The organism is Neorhizobium petrolearium (genome assembly GCF_029854435.1).
GTDB classification, from domain to species: Bacteria; Pseudomonadota; Alphaproteobacteria; order Rhizobiales; family Rhizobiaceae; genus Neorhizobium; species Neorhizobium petrolearium.
Map to the genome: position 1 here is coordinate 633,404 of NZ_CP123000.1, position 16,538 is coordinate 649,941.

Sequence of the window (16,538 nt, forward strand, 5' to 3'; positions counted from 1 at the left end):
GATGCGTCTCATCTTCGAAATTGCCCTGACCCATATCGCCGGGCGCGGCCGCCAGACCTTGGTCGCCGCGTTCGGCGTGGCGATCGGCGTCGGTTTTTCGATCGCCATGGCGGCCCTGATGCAGGGAGGCCAGGACGATTTCGTCCGGCAGCTTGTCGATACCATGCCGCATGTCCAGATCACCGACGAGCAGCGCACTGCCCGCCGCCAGCCCGCGGAGGATGCCTTCGACGTGGTCGCCATTGCGGGGCTTCGCCCACGCGACGACCGGCGCGGCATCATCAACCCGACGGCGGCACTCTCGTGGCTGCGCGCGTGGATTCCGGGCCGTCTGGCGCCCAGCCTGAAATTGCAGGGGGTCATCCGCTATTCCGGCCGGGAAGTGGGGGCTTCGGTAATCGGCGTCGAACCCACGGTCGAGGTCGGCGTGTCGCCGATCGTGGAGGACTTCAGGCAAGGCAGCTTCTCGGCGCTGGCTGTGGGCGGTAACAATGTCCTCATCGGCGACACCATGGCCAACCGCCTGGGGGCCGGTCTCGGCGACACCATTACCGTCGTCTCTGCCCAGGGGCTTACGCGAAACTTCAAGATCGCCGGACTGTTTCACACGGGCTCGACGGCGCGCGATGAGGGCGAGGCCTATGTCCTCTTGAAGAACGCCCAGATTCTCTCGGAGCGGCCGAACGCCATCAACGAGATTCGCATCAAACTCGATGATCCCAATCGGGCGCCGCTGGTGGCGCAGCGCGCGGAGGCCGAGCTCGGCTATAAGGCCGTCGCATGGCAGGAGGCGAATGAATCGATCCTCGAGGCGCTCGTCGTGCGCAACGTCATCATGTACACGGTCGTGGGCGCCATCCTGCTGGTCGCCGGTTTCGGCATCTTCAATATCATCTCCACCATCACGCATGAGAAGGCGCGCGATATCGCGATCATGAAATCGCTCGGCTTTCCCGCCGGCGACATGCGCCGCCTGTTCCTGCTGGAAGGCCTTGCCATCGGCGCCGCCGGCTCGGTTGGCGGCTGGCTGATCGGCTTTCTGCTCGTTTATGGATTGTCGCTGGTGCGTTTCGAGATCGCCGCCACCGGCCAGGAGATGACCCGGCTGCCGATCGCCTGGAGTGTTCTCCACTATGTCATCGCTTCGGCCTTCGCGCTCGGATCGGCGGCGGTCGCCGGTTATCTTCCGGCAAGGCGTGCGGCGCGGGTCAATCCCGTCGACATCATCAGGGGGGCTACATGAGCAATCTGATCGAGGCGAGGAACCTCACGCGCATCCTCCGCGAGACCGTGCCCGTGACGCTCGTGAAGAATATCACGCTTGCGATCGGCGAGCGGGAATTCGTTGCCGTCACCGGCCCTTCCGGCTCCGGCAAGTCTTCGCTTCTCTATCTCTTGGGCCTGCTCGACCGGCCGACGGAAGGAACGCTCTTCGTCGCCGGCCGGGAGACGGAGGGGATGAGCGAGGCGGAGCGCGCCGCGATCCGCCTTTCGACGATCGGCTTCGTCTTTCAGTTCCACTTCCTGCTGCCGGAATTCACGGCGCGGGAGAATGTCGAGATCCCGATGCGCCGGCTTGCGAAACTGAGCCGTCCTGCCATGCGCGAGCGGGCCGGCGAACTGCTCCGGTCGCTCGGTCTCGGCGATCATCTCGACAAACGCCCCGACCAGATGTCCGGCGGCCAGCGCCAGCGTGTCGCCGTTGCGCGCGCGCTGGCAAACGACCCGCCGCTCATTCTGGCCGACGAACCGACCGGAAGCCTGGACAGCAGGAACTCGGAGCAGGTGTTCACAATCCTCGAGGCGCTTGTTCGCGAGCGCGGCAAGACCGTCGTGGCCGTCACCCATGACCTCGATATGGCCGCACGCATGGACCGCCGCCTTCATCTGATCGACGGCATGCTTGACGGCAACCTCCCGACAGAAACCCCAAAGCCCGGCTGAAGACGGATGCCGTCCTTACGGCGGGCAGTACGCACGCCGCTGACCGGCTACGCTCGCCTGCGTCAGTCTCACGCGCGTCGCGTGAAATCAACGCGCGATGTGCGACGTTATAGCTCGTGCAGCCGCGCTTTCGATGCATGCGTCTGATTTGTCTCGATAAAATTCGAGACTTTCCAGCTTGTAGGGACTGGCACGGTGTTTGCGTAACGAGATTCGACCAGCAGGAAGTGCAGGATTCATGCATGATCTCTGGCAAGAACAGGAGAACGATAATGGGGAATTTCAAGAACCTTCTCTTTGCCTCGGCGCTCGCCGTCATCCTGCCTCTGCAGGCGGTCGACGCCTCGGAAATTCGCGTCGGTTTCACCGCCGATGCTCTCACGCTCGACCCGGCCAATCACCGCAACCGCGAAACCGAAACGATCATCCGCAATCTCTATGACGGCATCCTCACCCGCGATGCCGATATGAAGATTGTCCCGGAGATCGCCGAATCCTTCACGCAGACCTCGCCGACCACCTTCGAGTTCGTCATCCGCAAGGGCATCAAGTTTCACGATGGCTCGGACCTGACGGCGGAGGATGTCAAGTTCACGCTCGACCGGCTGACAGTGGAAGGCGCCATGGGCGACGGACAGACAAGTCCGCGCAAGAGCCTGCTCGGGCCGCTGAAGTCGACGGCAGTCGAGGGCAACAAGGTGATCGTCACCCTGGGCGAGCCCTGGCCGATCCTGCCGGCCATGTTGCCGGTGCAGGAAATCGTCTCCAAGGCCTTCGTGGAAAAGGTCGGCACGGCCGGCCTGGCGACCCAGGTAAACGGCAATGGTCCGTTCAAACTCACCGAATGGCGCAAGGGCGATTCCATCATCATGGAGCGCTTCGACGGCTACTATGGCGGCGCGTCGGACATCCCGCCTGCCGGCAAGGCCTGTGTCGATCGCGTGATCTTCAAGGTCATTCCGGAAACCGCCTCTCGCGTCGCGGCGCTTCTCTCCGGCGATGTCGACATCATCAACGAGCTGCCGCCTTTCTCTATCGCGCAGGTGAAGAACAATCCCGATACCGAGGTGATGACCGTCAACGGCACGCGCAGCTTCTTCATCGCGCTCAACAACAAGGGCAAGGTCTTTGGTGACATTAAAATGCGTCAGGCGGTTGCCTACGCGCTCGACAAGAAGCTGATCATCGACCGCATCCTCGGCGGCAACGCCGTGTCCATCGACGGTATCCTGAGCCCGGCCGCCTTCGGGGCTTCGAAGCTGCCGTCTCACGACTATGATCCGCAGAAAGCCAAGGCCCTGCTTGCCGCGGCGGGTTATCCCGACGGCATCGATGTGGTGATCGACACGGAGGGTGCCTATAAGGATACGGTCCAGGCAATCGCCTCCGTGCTCGCGAAGAGCGGCATCCGCGCCAAGGTGGAAGTCAGCGAGTCGGCCATTCTGAAAGCCAAGTGGGACCCGAAGGACGAAAACCCCAAGGGAGACATGTATTTCACCTCCTGGGGCAACGGCTCGCTCGATCCCTACGATATCTTCCTGCCCACCCATCGCAGCGGCGATCGCGGCAATTCCGCTCATTACGCCAATCCCGAACTGGACAAGCTGCTCGACCAGGCCTCCAGTGAACTCGATACGGCAAAGCGCGCCGGGCTTTACAACAAGGCCGAAGCGATCATCAATGCTGACCTTCCCTATGTCTATCTCTGGGTTCCCCAAGATATCTATGGGGTTTCGAAGCGCGTGAAGGGCTGGAAGCCAAGCGCCGACAGCCGCATCAATCTTCACGACGCCTGCGTTGAATAAGCGGGACAGGGCAGGACGTGGGTAGGTTTCTCGAACGTCTGCTGCAATTGATCCCCGTTCTTCTCGGTGTGAGCCTCATCGTCTTTCTGATGCTGGCGCTCACACCGGGCGATCCGGTGGAGATCATGATCGGCGACCAGAACATGACGGCCGAGCAGGAAGCGCTGTTGCGCAGCGATCTCGGCCTGGATCGGCCTTTGCCGGAACGGTTCCTGAATTTTCTCGGCAATGCCGTCCAGGGGGATTTCGGTACCAGCTATTTTCATCGGCGCCCGGTCAGCGAGGTGATTTCAGAGCGCCTGCCGGCGACCATCGAACTGAGCCTCGTGGCGATGCTGATCGCGCTCGCCACCGCCATTCCGCTCGGTGTGGCGGCGGCCATCCACAAGAATACGATCATCGACCGCATCGCTACCGTCGGCTCGCTATTCGGCGTGTCGCTGCCGGGGTTCTGGTTCGGTATCCTGCTTTTGATGCTGTTTGCCGTGCATCTGAGGCTGCTGCCGGTTTCGGGACGCATCGGTTTCGAAAGCGAGGTGCCGTCCGTCACCGGCTTCCTGCTGATCGATACCTTGCTCCAAGGCCGCTTCTCCGCCTTCCTCGACGCGCTGAAGCATATCCTGCTGCCGGCGATCACGCTCGGCCTGCCGATGACGGCGATTCTGACGCGCGTCACACGCACCGCCATGCTGGAGGTAATGCGGCAGGACTACGTCGCCTTCGCCGAGGCCAAGGGCATCAGCCGCAGGCGCATCCTCTTCCGACATGCACTGAAGAACGCGCTCATCCCGACCGTTTCGGTCGCGGCGATCGAAACCGGCTCGCTGCTCGGCGGCAACATGATCGTCGAGACCGTATTCGGCTGGCCCGGCCTCGGGCGGCTGGTGGTGGAGAGCATCTTCGTGCGCAACTACCCGCTCGTGCAGGCGGCCGTGCTTCTCTACGCCGTCACCTACGTGCTGATGAATTTCGTGGCCGACATTCTCTACACGGTCCTCAATCCGAGAGTGAAACTATGAGCGCCGTATCCGATCCGGCGACGGCTTCGCCCGCCGCCTCGCTTTTCCGGCGCAACCTCGCCACCTTCGCGGAAAACCGCCTGGCCGTGGCAAGCGCCGTCATCCTGCTCGGCTTCGTCGTCATGGCCGCCTTCGCGCCCTGGATCGCGCCGCAGGATCCGAACGAGACGGACCTGTTCCGTCGCCTCCAGCCGCCCGCCTGGATGCCGGGCGGCGAATGGGCCTATCTGCTTGGATGCGACGCGCTTGGCCGCGATATCTTCTCGCGCATCATCTACGGCGCCCGCATATCGATCTTCATCGGCACGGTGGTCGTTGCCGTCGCCACCGTCATCGGCATTCTCGCCGGGCTTGCCGCCGGATATCTGCGCGGCTGGGTGGATACGCTGATCTCGCGGCTGATCGACATCCTGCTCGGCTTTCCCTATCTCATCTTCGCCATCGGCCTGATGGCGATGATGGGGCCGGGTCTGGTCAACATCATCCTGGCGCTGGTCTACAAGGAATGGGTGATCCCGGCCCGCGTGGTGCGCGGCGAGACGCTCGCCGTGCGCGAACTGGAATATGTCGAGGCCGCGCGTGCGCTCGGCGCCTCGCGTTTCCATATCATGATCCGCGAGATCATGCCGAATGTGCTCTCCGCCGTTCTGGTCGTCGCCACCATCCGCATGGCGGACGTCATCATTCTCGAAGCGAGCCTCTCCTTCCTCGGTCTCGGCGTGCAGCCGCCCACCGCCTCCTGGGGCTCGATGGTGGCCGACGGGCGCGCCTTCATCCTCGAAGCCTGGTGGGTCAGCACCTTTCCGGGGCTCGCCATCCTGACGCTGGTGCTGGTCATCAACGTCGCGAGCCAGGGCCTGCGCGACGCCTTCGATCCGAGGTTCCACGAATGACCGGCGCGATGGGCAATCTTCTCGAAGTGCGCGGCCTGCGCACCGTGTTCGATACGCGCGCCGGAGAGGTGCGTGCCGTCGATGGCGTCGATCTCGACGTCCGCCCCGGCGAATGTCTCGGCGTGGTCGGCGAATCCGGCTCCGGCAAAAGCGTCACCTTTGCTTCAGTCATGGGCCTGGTGAGAAGTCCCGGCCGCATCGAAGAGGGTGCGATCCGCTTCGAGGGGCGCGATCTTCGCGCGCTTTCGCAGAAGGAACTGCGCCGCATCCGCGGACGCCATATCGCGATGACCATGCAGGACGCGCTGACCGCCCTCAATCCGGCACTGACGGTCGGCGAGCAGATCCTCGAAGTGCTCTATGCGCATGACGAGACTTTGCCTTCCGGTGGACGCGCGAGAACCGAAGCTGCACGGAAAAAGGCGGTGGAAATGCTGACCCTGGTCGGCATTCCCTCCGCCGATGAGAGGCTCAGATATTACCCGCACGAGTTCTCCGGCGGCATGCGTCAGCGCATCATGATCGCGATTGCGCTCGCCTGCCGGCCCAAGCTCCTGATCGCCGACGAGCCGACGACGGCGCTCGACGTCACCATCCAGGCGCAGGTGCTGGAACTGATTGCGGATATTCGCACAAGGCTTGGCATGAGCGTGGTGCTGATCACCCACGATCTCGGCGTGGTGTCGGAATATTGCGACCGGGTGATGGTGCTCTATGCGGGCCAGGTGGTCGAGGAAGGGCCGACCGCCGCGGTGATCGGCGATCCGCGCCATCCCTATACCAAGGGGCTGCTGCGTTCGATCCCGCGTCTTTCGCTGCGCGGCCAGCCGATCGAGCCGATCGAGGGGCAGGTGCCGGACCTGATCGGCCTGCCGCCGCAATGCCGGTTCTATTCGCGCTGCCGCGAGCGCATCGATGCCTGCCTTCAGCCGATCGCCATGCGCGAAATCGGCGCTGCCCGCCGCGCCCGCTGCATCCGGCTCGAAGAGGAGACAAGGCCATGACCGTGTCGGAACCACTCATCAGGGTCGAAAGCCTCGTCAAGCATTACGGCGGGCGTCGGAGCCTCATGGACCGCCTGGCCGGGCGGCCGGCGATCAGCATCCGGGCGCTCAACGGCGTCAGCTTCACGGTCGCCCGCGGCGAAACGCTGGGGCTGATCGGCGAAAGTGGCTGCGGCAAGTCCACGCTCGGGCGAGCCGTCCTGCGCCTGCACGAACCGACGGCCGGACGCGTCACCTTCGACGGCGCAGACGTGACGGCGCTTTCCCCGGCAGAACTCAAGGCCATGCGCCGCGATATGCAGATCATCTTTCAGGACCCCTATGCCTCGCTCAATCCGCGCCGCACGGTGGCGGAAATCGTCGGCCTGCCGCTGAAACTGCATAACCTGGCGAAGAGCGGCCGGGAAGCGCGCGACAAGGTGGCGGCGATCATGGAGCGCGTCGGTCTGAAGGCGGCCCATCTCGACCGCTATCCGCACCAGTTCTCGGGGGGACAGCGCCAGCGCATCGGCATTGCCCGCGCGCTGATCAGCAACCCGCGCTTCATCGTCTGCGACGAGCCGGTCTCGGCGCTCGACGTATCCATCCAGGCGCAGATCATCAAGCTGCTCATAGAGCTGAAACGCGAACTCGGCCTCACCTATCTCTTCGTCTCGCACGATATTTCGGTGATCGGCTATCTCTCCGATCGTGTGGCGGTGATGTATCTCGGCGAGATCGTCGAGATGGGACCGGTGGAGCGGGTGCTGCAATCGCCGCGCCATCCCTATACGCAAAGCCTGCTGTCGGCAGTGCCGGATGTGGATTCTCCGGGCTTGCGCAAGCGGGTGAAGCTTACCGGCGATCTGCCTTCTCCGCAGGCGCCGCCGCCCGGCTGCAAGTTCCATACCCGCTGTCCGCTGGCGGTGGAGCGTTGCCGGACGGACGTGCCTGTCGTCCGCACGGTCGGCGAAGGCCACACCGCCGCCTGCCATTTCGCCGAAGAGCTTGTGCAAGGATGATGATGACGTCATGACCGCCTTTGTTGTCGAACCTGCTTTTCCCGTCCGCCTCACCGGCACCGCCTTCGAGCGCGGCCTGGCGCAGGCTGCCGCCGGGGTCGCGCACGAGACCGTTTTCGCCGCCACGATCGGCCGCGTGGAGCAGGCGAGAGCCGAAGGCGTGCTCGATGCAGCGGCGCTGGAATTTCTGCATCGCCAGCGCGCTTTCCTTCTGGAAAGCGATCCCCACACGATGGCGGAACTTGCGGGTATCGCCGAAGGCTTCGACCTGCCGGAGGACGAGCTTTTCATCCATCAGCATCTCAGCCTTCTCCGGGATCTGAGCAAGGGGGCGGGGCTCGATGCAGACGGCTGCTCCACCTTCGCGATTGGCGAGGGGCCGGAAGGTCCGCTTGTCGTCAAGAACCGCGACTTTTCCGGCATCCATGTCGGCATCCAGCGCGTCTTTCTGCATGAGGGGCCGGACATCGAGACCGGCAGGATGCTCTGCGTCGGCAGCGCAGGCAGCCCCGGCGCCTATTCGAGCGGCATCAATGCCGCCGGCCTCGCATTGGTCGATACCCATATCGGCAGCCGCCGCCATGGCATCGGCTGGCTGCGTTACTTTGCAATGACGCGCATCCTCGCCACCTGTCGCTCGGTGCCGGAGGCCATCGCGTTCCTGCGGGCGAGACGGCATGCCGGCGGTGGTTCGGTCACGCTCGCCGACCGGTACGGACACGTGGCCTCGGTGGAGTTCGGCACGGACCTTCTGGGTGTCGAGGAGGGGCGCCGCGTCTGGCGCACCAACCATTTCGTCTCGCCGGAACTCTCCCCCTTCAATTTCACCGATGACGGCGACCGCATCGACGCCAATTCCTTCGACCGTTTCGCCTACCTTTCGAGAGAGGTGCCGGTGGGCGACTGGACGGTACCCCGTGCCGCGCGGCTGATGGCGACCCATGCCGCGGACGGGCCGCATTGCGGACCGCTGTGCCAGCACGGCGAAAAGGACGCAGCCCGCACCATTTCCTCCGCGATCTTTGCCTGTAATATGCTCCAGCTGTACTTTCTGGAGGGCAATCCCTGCGAAGGCCGGTGGCGGGTCTACGATCTGACCGGCTGAGGTGGCAGGATGGCCCGCAAGCTGGATCAGGAGCCGCGCATGGCGCGTTACGAGGGCGAGATTATCGGCGCGCACGAAAGCATTCACGCGCTGCGCAAGCTCGTGACCCGCGTCGCCGCAAGTCCGACCCGCACCGTGCTGATCTACGGTGAGACCGGCACCGGCAAGGGACTTGTGGCGCGCATGCTGCACCAGCAATCAGCGCGCGCGACAAAGGAATTCGTCGATCTCAACTGCGCCGCCATCCCGTCGAGCCTGATGGAATCGGAGCTGTTCGGCCATGAGCGGGGCGCCTTCACCGGCGCGACGGAGAAGAAGACGGGGCTGGTGGAAGCCGCCAATCACGGCACGATTTTCCTCGACGAAATCCGCGAACTGGATCTCGTTTTGCAGGCAAAGCTGTTAAGCCTGCTCGACACCCAGAATTTCCGCCGCGTCGGTGCCGTGAAGACGACAGCGGTCGACGTGCGCTTCATAGCGGCGACCAACAAGATCCTGCTGTCGGAGGTCAATTCCGGCCGCTTCCGCGAGGACCTCTATTACCGGCTGCAGGTGATCGCGCTCAACATTCCCTCCCTGCGCGAACGTGGCGAGGACGTGCTGATCCTCGCCCGGCATTTCATCGACAAGTTCAACGAGCAATACGGCCGGTCGATCCGCGGCGTGAGCGACGAGGCGGCGCGGATTTTCCTCTCCTATCCCTGGCCCGGCAACGTGCGCGAACTCGAAAACCTGATCGAGCGCATCTTCATCCTGGAAGAGGAGGACATGATCCTGCCGCGCCACCTGCCGGATCGTATCCTGCGCACCGCCCGCGCCCATTCCGCCACTGTGCTTCCCGCGATACCATCTGTTGCGGGCGTACAGGATTTCGCCGGCCTTGGCTTTCACAACGCAAGTGCCGCCTTCCAGAAACAGCTCGTACAGCAGGCGCTTTCAGCCGCAGGCGGCAATGTCCAGCAGGCCGCCGCCGCTTTGAAGCTCAGCCGTCATGCTCTGCGTCATCAGATGATCAAGCTAGGGCTGGCCGGCGCTTGATGCGCGATTTTCCTGCATGCGGCGTGAAATTCGCGCGAGGCCATGCACGATGATGCGAAAGATGCTGGAATTCCTTTAAAAACAAACGTTTGCCAGCCCGAAACCAGGTTGGCACGAGCCATGCATAATCGCTGCCATGACAATCATTGCTGCGGGAGTTACATGCATGCAGTCGCTGAAGATCATCTGCCCGAACGGCCATCTGGGGTTTGCGCCCCTGAAGCCCGGGAGCTTCCACATCGGCGTCGAGGCCGGGCCGGATTTCATAGCCGCCGATTCCGGCAGCGACGATATCGGTCCCGTGCCACTCGGCAATGACATCTGTGCCAGTCCGAAAGCCTGGCAGGAGCACGATCTCGAAGAGATGCTGCTCGCGTCCCGCCGCATCGGCGTGCCGATGATCATCGGCTCGTCGGGCGATACCGGCACGAACAGCCGCGTCGACATGTATGTGGAGATGATCCGCGAGATTGCCGCCCGCCACAAACTGCCGCCGTTCAAGCTCGGCTGGTTCTATTCCGAGGTGGACAAGGAACTGGTGCGCGAGAAGATCCGCTCCGGCTCGACCATCCAGGGGCTCGATGCCCGGCAGGCGCTGACGGAAGAGGAGTTGGACGCCACGTCCCGTATCGTCGCCATGGCGGGCGTGCATCCGTTCCGCGCGCTTCTGGATCAGGGCTGCGACGTCATCATCGGCGGGCGATCCTCCGACAGCGCCGTCTTCGCCGGCGCAGCACTGGCACGGGGCTTTCCCGAGGCACAATCCTATTATCTCGGCAAGGTGCTGGAATGCGCCTCCTTCTGCGCCGAACCTTATGGAGCGAAGGAAACGGTGCTCGGGGAGGTGACGAAGGATTGGGTGGAAGTGACGGCCATGTCACCCGCCCAGCGCTGCACCATCGCCTCGGTTGCCGGCCATGCGATGTACGAGCGCTCCAATCCGTTCCATGAATTCGTGGCGGGCGGCATGCTCGACATGACCGATTGTGTCTATGAGCAGGTTTCCGAAAAGACCACCCGCGTCACCGGAATGCGTTTCGTTCCGGCCGAAGAGTTCCGTGTTAAGCTGGAAGGCTCGGGCAAGATCGGCGAGCGTTTTGTCGGCATGGCCGGTATCCGTGACCCCTACACCATCGCCCATGTGGACGAGGTGATTGAATGGGCGCGCACCCAGGTCCGCGAGCGCTTCGGTGACGAGGGTTGGGAACTGCATTACAACGTCTTCGGGCGCAATGGCATCATGGGCGATCTGGAGCCGCTGAAGGACAAGCCCGGCCATGAACTCCTGATCGTCGTGCAGGGCGTGGCGCCGACCAAGGAAATGGCTGAGGAAGTCACGATCACCGGCACGCGCCAGCTTTTCTATGCGCGGCTGCCGGATGTCAAAGGCACGGCCGGCGGTGTTTCCTTCGTGCTGGACGAGGTGATGCCGGCAAGCCCGGCCTATCGCTGGACGATCAACCACACGATGGCCGTCAGCGATCCGCTCGAACTTTTCCCCACCCATACTGCGATCGTCGGCTGAAAAGCCGGGAAAGAACCAATCATGAGCGTGAAGAAACTCTCCGATCTCGCCAAGACCATCCGCAGCAAGAATGCCGGAACCGACAAGATCACCTTCGACATCATCTTCCGGGAGCGAGACACTTACGAAAAGGTAAAGCGTTCCGGGGTGCTGACGCGCCAATCCGTCTGCCGCATCCTGAACGCCGATCCGGCTCGATTGACCGATTTCGTCGAATACGATCCCGCCTGCGCCATCAAGTTCACCATCCTTCGGCTCCGGCCGAGCGGCAGCCCCGGCGATGCGGACATCTTCGGCGCGCAGCAATACGCGCCCTTCCTGGACGTGGAAGTGAACATGCCGGATTAGGAAGGCAAAGGCATGCCTTCGGCTTCCGGCCTGCGTCGGTTTGATCGGCGGCGGCCGGGCTTTGCGAGATCGTATCGCCGGAATGTCCCTTAAGCCTTCTGACGGGTTTCTTCGTCAATCATGGTCGAGAAGCGTGAATCCCGCCATGGAAATGGACACTTTTGCTCTTCGCTGGCCTTGACGCCTTCGACAGTCGGCGTATTGCGCGCCCTTCATTTGAAGGAGGCCATGTTGAAAACGCTCGCAACGCTCTCTGCCTTTGTCGGCAAGACCTTCGCTCTGTGGGTCATCGGTTTCGCAGTGCTCGGCTATCTGCTGCCCGATCTGTTCAGGCAGATCGGTCCGTATATCGTCACGCTGCTCGGCATCATCATGTTCGGGATGGGGCTGACCCTTTCCGTCGACGACTTCAGGGAAGTGGGTAAGCGCCCCTTCGATGTCGGCATCGGCGTCGTTTCCCAGTTCCTGATCATGCCGCTGCTTGCCGTGCTGCTGACGAGGATCATTCCTTTGTCGCCCGAGGTCGCGGCAGGCGTCATCCTGGTCGGCTGCTGCCCCGGTGGGACGTCGTCCAACGTGATGACCTACCTGAGCAAAGGGGACGTCGCACTGTCAGTCGCGTGCACCAGTGTCACGACGCTCGCCGCGCCGATCGTCACCCCCTTCCTCGTCTGGCTGTTCGCCAGCCAGTATCTGCCGGTCGATGCATGGGCGATGTTCATCAGCATCGTCAAGGTCGTCCTGGTGCCGCTGGCTCTCGGCTTTGCATTGCAGAAGCTTCTGCCCGGTGCCGTGAAGGCTGCCGTGCCGGCCCTGCCGCTCGTCAGCGTCATCGGCATCGTGCTGATCGTCTCGGCGGTGGTCGCCGCCAGCAAGGGCGCGATCGCCCAGTCCGGCCTGCTGATCTTCGCCATCGTCGTGCTCCATAACGGGCTCGGTTATCTTCTCGGTTTCTTCGCCGCCAGGGCAAGCGGGCTTTCGCTTGCCAAGCGCAAGGCGATCGCGATCGAAGTCGGCATGCAGAACAGCGGGTTGGGCGCGGCGCTCGCCACCGCCTATTTTTCGCCGGCGGCCGCCGTGCCGAGCGCGATCTTCAGCGTCTGGCACAATATTTCCGGCGCCCTGCTTGCGAACTTCTTTTCCGGCAGGACCGAGGAGGGGACCGGCGAGACGGCTACGGCCAACTGACAAAAAAGGGGCAAACGGCCCCTTCAGACTGCTGACAAAGGGCGGCAACGTTCTCTTTCGTCATGCTCGGGCCTGTCCCGAGCATCTGACCACGTCTATATTCTCGAAATTATCCCAATATAACCAGGAGTTTGGCAAGCGACGGCAGATCCTCGGGACAAGCTCGAGGATGACGTCCTGCGTGCCGAGAGATTTGTCAGCAGCCTGAAGGGCCAAACGGCCCCTTTCCTATCACCGTCACCAGCGTTCAGATGTCGCTTGCGGCGTTCGAGAATATCTCCGCGGCCTGTTTCGAAGTCATGCGCCTGATTTCCGCTTCGTCGCGGCGGTTTGTGAAAAGCTCGCTTGCCATGATCTGTTCGGCAAGATCCGCCGGCAGCGAGAGAACCACGCGCTGGCCTTCTCCCCCCTGGCTGCGATGGATGCCGCCGACATCGCCGCGCTTGGCGGTGATCATCCCGCCTGCCACGGTGTTCAGCGTATCGGGATCGATCAGGATGAAGGCGCCGGTCGAGCGGTTCTGTTCGTAAGGGTCGAAAACCGCCAGCTCTTCGAACGAAAGGCGCACCTTGCCGATGGCGTTCATCGAGAGCGTCGAGGCATGCGGCAGCCACTTGCCTGTCGCAAGCTCGAGCTGCGACAAGGGCTCGACCGTAACACGCTGGCGGCGCGAACCGCTCTTCAGCCAATAGCGTTTTCCTGGTTCGATGCCGCCCGGCTGCAGCGAGACGAGCTGGGCGTCAAAATGGTGGCCGGTCATCGGTTGGCTGTCGATCGAGACGATCATGTCGCCGCGGGACACATCCACCTGCCGGTCGAGCACCAGCGTGATCGCATCGCCTGCAACCGCCGCGTTACGCACCAGATCGAAGGTGACGATCTGCTTGACATTGGCGACCGTGCCTGAGGGCAGGATCGCGACGCTGTCGCCCGGCTTGATGGAGCCGCCGGCAACCGTGCCCTGATAGCCTCGAAAGCCTTCGCCGGGGCGCGAAACGCGCTGCACCGGCAGGCGGAAGCCGCCGGCTTGCCCGGATCGCACCGTTGCGAGCTCCAGCGTCTCGATCAAGGTCGGCCCGTCGTACCAGGGCATCGCAGCTTCGGCCGGATAGACGACGTTCTCGCCCTTCAGCGCCGACATCGGGATCGCGGTGATCTGGCGCACGCCGAGCGACAGGGCGAATTCGCGAAACTCGTGGGAAATCCTCTCGAAGACAGCCTTGTCGTAGTTCACGAGGTCGATCTTGTTGACCGCCAGCACGAACTGCCGGATGCCCATCAGCGCCGCGATCGTCGCGTGACGACGGGTCTGTTCGAGCAGGCCGGCGCGGGCATCGGCCAGAAGCACCGCAAGATCGGCGGTCGAGGCGCCTGTCGCCATGTTGCGGGTATATTGCTCGTGGCCGGGCGTGTCGGCGACGATGAAGGAGCGCCGGTCGGTGGAGAAATAACGGTAGGCGACGTCGATCGTGATGCCCTGTTCGCGCTCGGCCTGCAGACCGTCGAGCAAGAGGGCGAAATCCGGCAGACCGAGATCGTTCTGTTGGCCGCTGTCACGGGCAAGCGTTGCCGCCTGGTCTTCCTTCACCGCCTTGGTGTCCCACAGCAGGCGGCCGATCAGCGTCGATTTGCCATCGTCGACCGAACCGCAGGTGATGAGGCGCAGCGGTCGTGTGTCGCGCACCGCCTTTAAAGGTTCGGCCAGGGGCAGGATGGTGGCCGAAGCGGTTTGGGCATGAGCGGTCATCTCAGAAATATCCTTCGCGTTTCTTCTTCTCCATCGAGCCGGACTGGTCGCGGTCGATCGCGCGGCCCTGCCGTTCGGAGACGGTGGCGATCTCGAGCTCGGCGATCACCTCCTCAAGCGTGGTGGCGTGCGAGCGGATCGCGCCGGTGAGCGGGAAGCAGCCGAGCGTGCGGAAGCGGATCATGCCCCGTTGGACGACCTCGCCGGGAAGCAGTTGAAGGCGCGGATCCTCGGCGAGGATCATCATCCCGTCCCGTTCCACATAAGGCCGTTCGGCGGCGTAGTAGAGCGGCACGAGGGGAATATCCTCGGCCTGGATGTAGCGCCAGATATCGACTTCCGTCCAGTTGGAGAGCGGGAAAGCGCGCACGCTCTCGCCTTGTCTGATCATTCCGTTATAGACGTTCCAGAGTTCGGGGCGCTGGTTGCGCGGGTCCCATTTGTGGTCCGGCGTTCGGAAGGAATAGATGCGCTCCTTGGCCCGCGATGCCTCTTCGTCGCGTCGCGCGCCACCGAAAGCCGCGTCATAGCCGCCGGCATCGAGCGCCTGCTTGAGCGCCTCGGTCTTCATGATGTCGGTATAGATCGCCGAACCATGGCTGAAGGGCGTAATACCTTCGGCAGCGCCGCGCGGATTGGTATGCACCACGAGGTCGAGGTCGTATTTCGCGGCAATCTCGTCGCGGAACGCGATCATCTCGCGGAACTTCCAGGTCGTGTCCACATGCAGAAGCGGGAAGGGCACGCGACCAGGATAAAAGGCCTTGCGGGCGAGATGCAGCAGGACGGAAGAATCCTTGCCGATCGAATAGAGCATCACCGGCTTTTCGAATTCTGCCGCCACTTCGCGGAAGATGTGGATCGCTTCGTTTTCGAGGGCTTTCAGATGCGGATCGAGCGGTGGTCTGGAAACGGGCGGGGTCTTCACATCCGTTTCCTGTACAGACAAAAGCATTTCGGTCTCCGGGCAGTCTGGAAAACAAACATAAAGGGTTAGCGGGCGATCTGGCTTACCGGCGGGATGGGCTGGGCGGCGCTTTCCGGCACATGCAGGCCGCATTCGCGCTTCTCGTCGTTTTCCCACCACCACCGGCCGGCGCGTTCCGGCTCGCCGGGCTTGATAGCGCGGGTGCAGGGCTCGCAGCCGATCGAAGGATAGCCGCGGGCATGCAGCGGGTTGACGGGAATGGCCTCGGCCGACACATGGGCGCGGATCGTCTCCATGTCCCAGTCAGCAAGAGGGTTGATCTTGATGAGGTTGCGCTCCGCATCATATTCGGCGAACGGCGTTGCGGCGCGGTTGCCCGACTGGCCGCGGCGAAGCCCGGTGATCCATACGTCGGCGGCCGAAAGCGCCCTGGCAAGCGGCTTCAGCTTGCGCACATGACAGCAGGCGTGGCGGGCCTCGACGCTTTCGTAGAAGCCGTTCATGCCGTATTTGGCGACATAGGCGTCCACATCGCCCTGTTCGGGCGTGAAGCGGCGGATGGCGATGCCGTAGCGCTCCTCGGTCTCGCCGATCAGGTCGACGGTTTCCTTGAACAGTCGGCCCGTCTCCAGCGTCGATATCTCGATCGGCAATCGGTGCGTTCCGATCGCAGCGGTGATCACCTGGTCCTCGATGCCGAGCGAGGTGGTGAAGACGGCATGTCCAAGCCCGGCGGCCAGCGCCAGGCGACCGGCAAGGTCCAGGCTTTCGAGTTGGGCGGCGAGGGTGTCAGCCACTACCGGCGGGGCTTGGGCCAACCGGTCCTGGCCTGCGGCGTCATGAAGGGTCATGGGGTCTCATTCCGTGAGCAATTGCTGGATTATCCCGGCAAGCGGCGCGAAAGGACAGAAAAACCCGTTTCTTCCCATGGAGATGGAGAGCAAATATCTCTCCAAAGCGGCATTCACACAGAAAACCTGCCGCCTTAACCAA

General features: G+C 63.1%; 15 protein-coding genes. 12 read left to right on the forward strand and 3 right to left on the reverse strand.

What is annotated here, in order from left to right; genetic code table 11:
* Position 1 precedes the first annotated feature (1 nt).
* From QEO92_RS03205 to QEO92_RS03260, 12 genes are all read left to right on the forward strand, one after another.
* Positions 2–1,243 (forward strand): ABC transporter permease, encoded by a 1,242-nt coding sequence (locus QEO92_RS03205; protein ID WP_227702134.1) that lies wholly within the window; start codon positions 2–4, stop codon positions 1,241–1,243.
* The gene (locus QEO92_RS03210; RefSeq protein ID WP_227702135.1) at positions 1,240–1,944 is read left to right on the forward strand and encodes an ABC transporter ATP-binding protein; all 705 of its coding nucleotides are present in this window, start codon (positions 1,240–1,242) and stop codon (positions 1,942–1,944) included. The genes QEO92_RS03205 and QEO92_RS03210 overlap by 4 nt, the downstream gene beginning before the upstream one ends.
* Before the next feature lie 272 nt (positions 1,945–2,216).
* Complete coding sequence (locus QEO92_RS03215) at positions 2,217–3,749, forward strand: ABC transporter substrate-binding protein (RefSeq protein WP_227702136.1); 1,533 nt, start codon at positions 2,217–2,219, stop codon at positions 3,747–3,749.
* Between the two features lie 17 nt (positions 3,750–3,766).
* The gene (locus QEO92_RS03220; protein WP_227702137.1) at positions 3,767–4,768 is read left to right on the forward strand and encodes an ABC transporter permease; all 1,002 of its coding nucleotides are present in this window, start codon (positions 3,767–3,769) and stop codon (positions 4,766–4,768) included.
* Positions 4,765–5,661, forward strand: a complete 897-nt coding sequence (locus QEO92_RS03225) for an ABC transporter permease (RefSeq protein ID WP_227702138.1) — start codon at positions 4,765–4,767, stop codon at positions 5,659–5,661. Before QEO92_RS03220 ends, QEO92_RS03225 begins: the two co-directional genes overlap by 4 nt.
* Positions 5,658–6,665: an ABC transporter ATP-binding protein gene (locus QEO92_RS03230; protein ID WP_227702139.1), complete on the forward strand. Its 1,008-nt coding sequence runs from the start codon at positions 5,658–5,660 to the stop codon at positions 6,663–6,665. The genes QEO92_RS03225 and QEO92_RS03230 overlap by 4 nt, the downstream gene beginning before the upstream one ends.
* Entirely contained in the window at positions 6,662–7,666 is a 1,005-nt protein-coding gene (locus QEO92_RS03235) for an ABC transporter ATP-binding protein (protein ID WP_227702140.1), read from the forward strand. The genes QEO92_RS03230 and QEO92_RS03235 overlap by 4 nt, the downstream gene beginning before the upstream one ends.
* 10 nt (positions 7,667–7,676) lie before the next feature.
* Complete coding sequence (locus QEO92_RS03240; RefSeq protein ID WP_227702141.1) at positions 7,677–8,771, forward strand: C45 family autoproteolytic acyltransferase/hydrolase; 1,095 nt, start codon at positions 7,677–7,679, stop codon at positions 8,769–8,771.
* A 9-nt stretch (positions 8,772–8,780) separates the two neighbouring features.
* The gene (locus tag QEO92_RS03245) at positions 8,781–9,809 is read left to right on the forward strand and encodes a sigma-54 interaction domain-containing protein (protein WP_227702142.1); all 1,029 of its coding nucleotides are present in this window, start codon (positions 8,781–8,783) and stop codon (positions 9,807–9,809) included.
* Between the two features lie 166 nt (positions 9,810–9,975).
* Entirely contained in the window at positions 9,976–11,334 is a 1,359-nt protein-coding gene (locus tag QEO92_RS03250; RefSeq protein WP_227702143.1) for an acyclic terpene utilization AtuA family protein, read from the forward strand.
* Positions 11,335–11,355: 21 nt separating this feature from the next.
* Positions 11,356–11,682, forward strand: coding sequence for a DUF4387 domain-containing protein (locus tag QEO92_RS03255; RefSeq protein ID WP_227702144.1), 327 nt, complete (start codon positions 11,356–11,358; stop codon positions 11,680–11,682).
* Between the two features lie 231 nt (positions 11,683–11,913).
* Complete coding sequence (locus tag QEO92_RS03260; RefSeq protein WP_037159753.1) at positions 11,914–12,870, forward strand: bile acid:sodium symporter family protein; 957 nt, start codon at positions 11,914–11,916, stop codon at positions 12,868–12,870.
* 247 nt (positions 12,871–13,117) lie between these two features.
* Here the strand turns inward: QEO92_RS03260 and cysN are convergent, their stop codons facing one another.
* From cysN to QEO92_RS03275, 3 genes are read right to left on the reverse strand one after another with little or no spacing between them, the layout of a single operon-like run.
* The gene (gene cysN, locus QEO92_RS03265; protein WP_227702145.1) at positions 13,118–14,617 is read right to left on the reverse strand and encodes a sulfate adenylyltransferase subunit CysN; all 1,500 of its coding nucleotides are present in this window, start codon (positions 14,615–14,617) and stop codon (positions 13,118–13,120) included.
* A 1-nt stretch (position 14,618) separates the two neighbouring features.
* Complete coding sequence (gene cysD / locus QEO92_RS03270; protein ID WP_227702146.1) at positions 14,619–15,572, reverse strand: sulfate adenylyltransferase subunit CysD; 954 nt, start codon at positions 15,570–15,572, stop codon at positions 14,619–14,621.
* Between the two features lie 38 nt (positions 15,573–15,610).
* Positions 15,611–16,396: a phosphoadenylyl-sulfate reductase gene (locus QEO92_RS03275; protein WP_227702147.1), complete on the reverse strand. Its 786-nt coding sequence runs from the start codon at positions 16,394–16,396 to the stop codon at positions 15,611–15,613.
* Positions 16,397–16,538 lie beyond the last annotated feature (142 nt).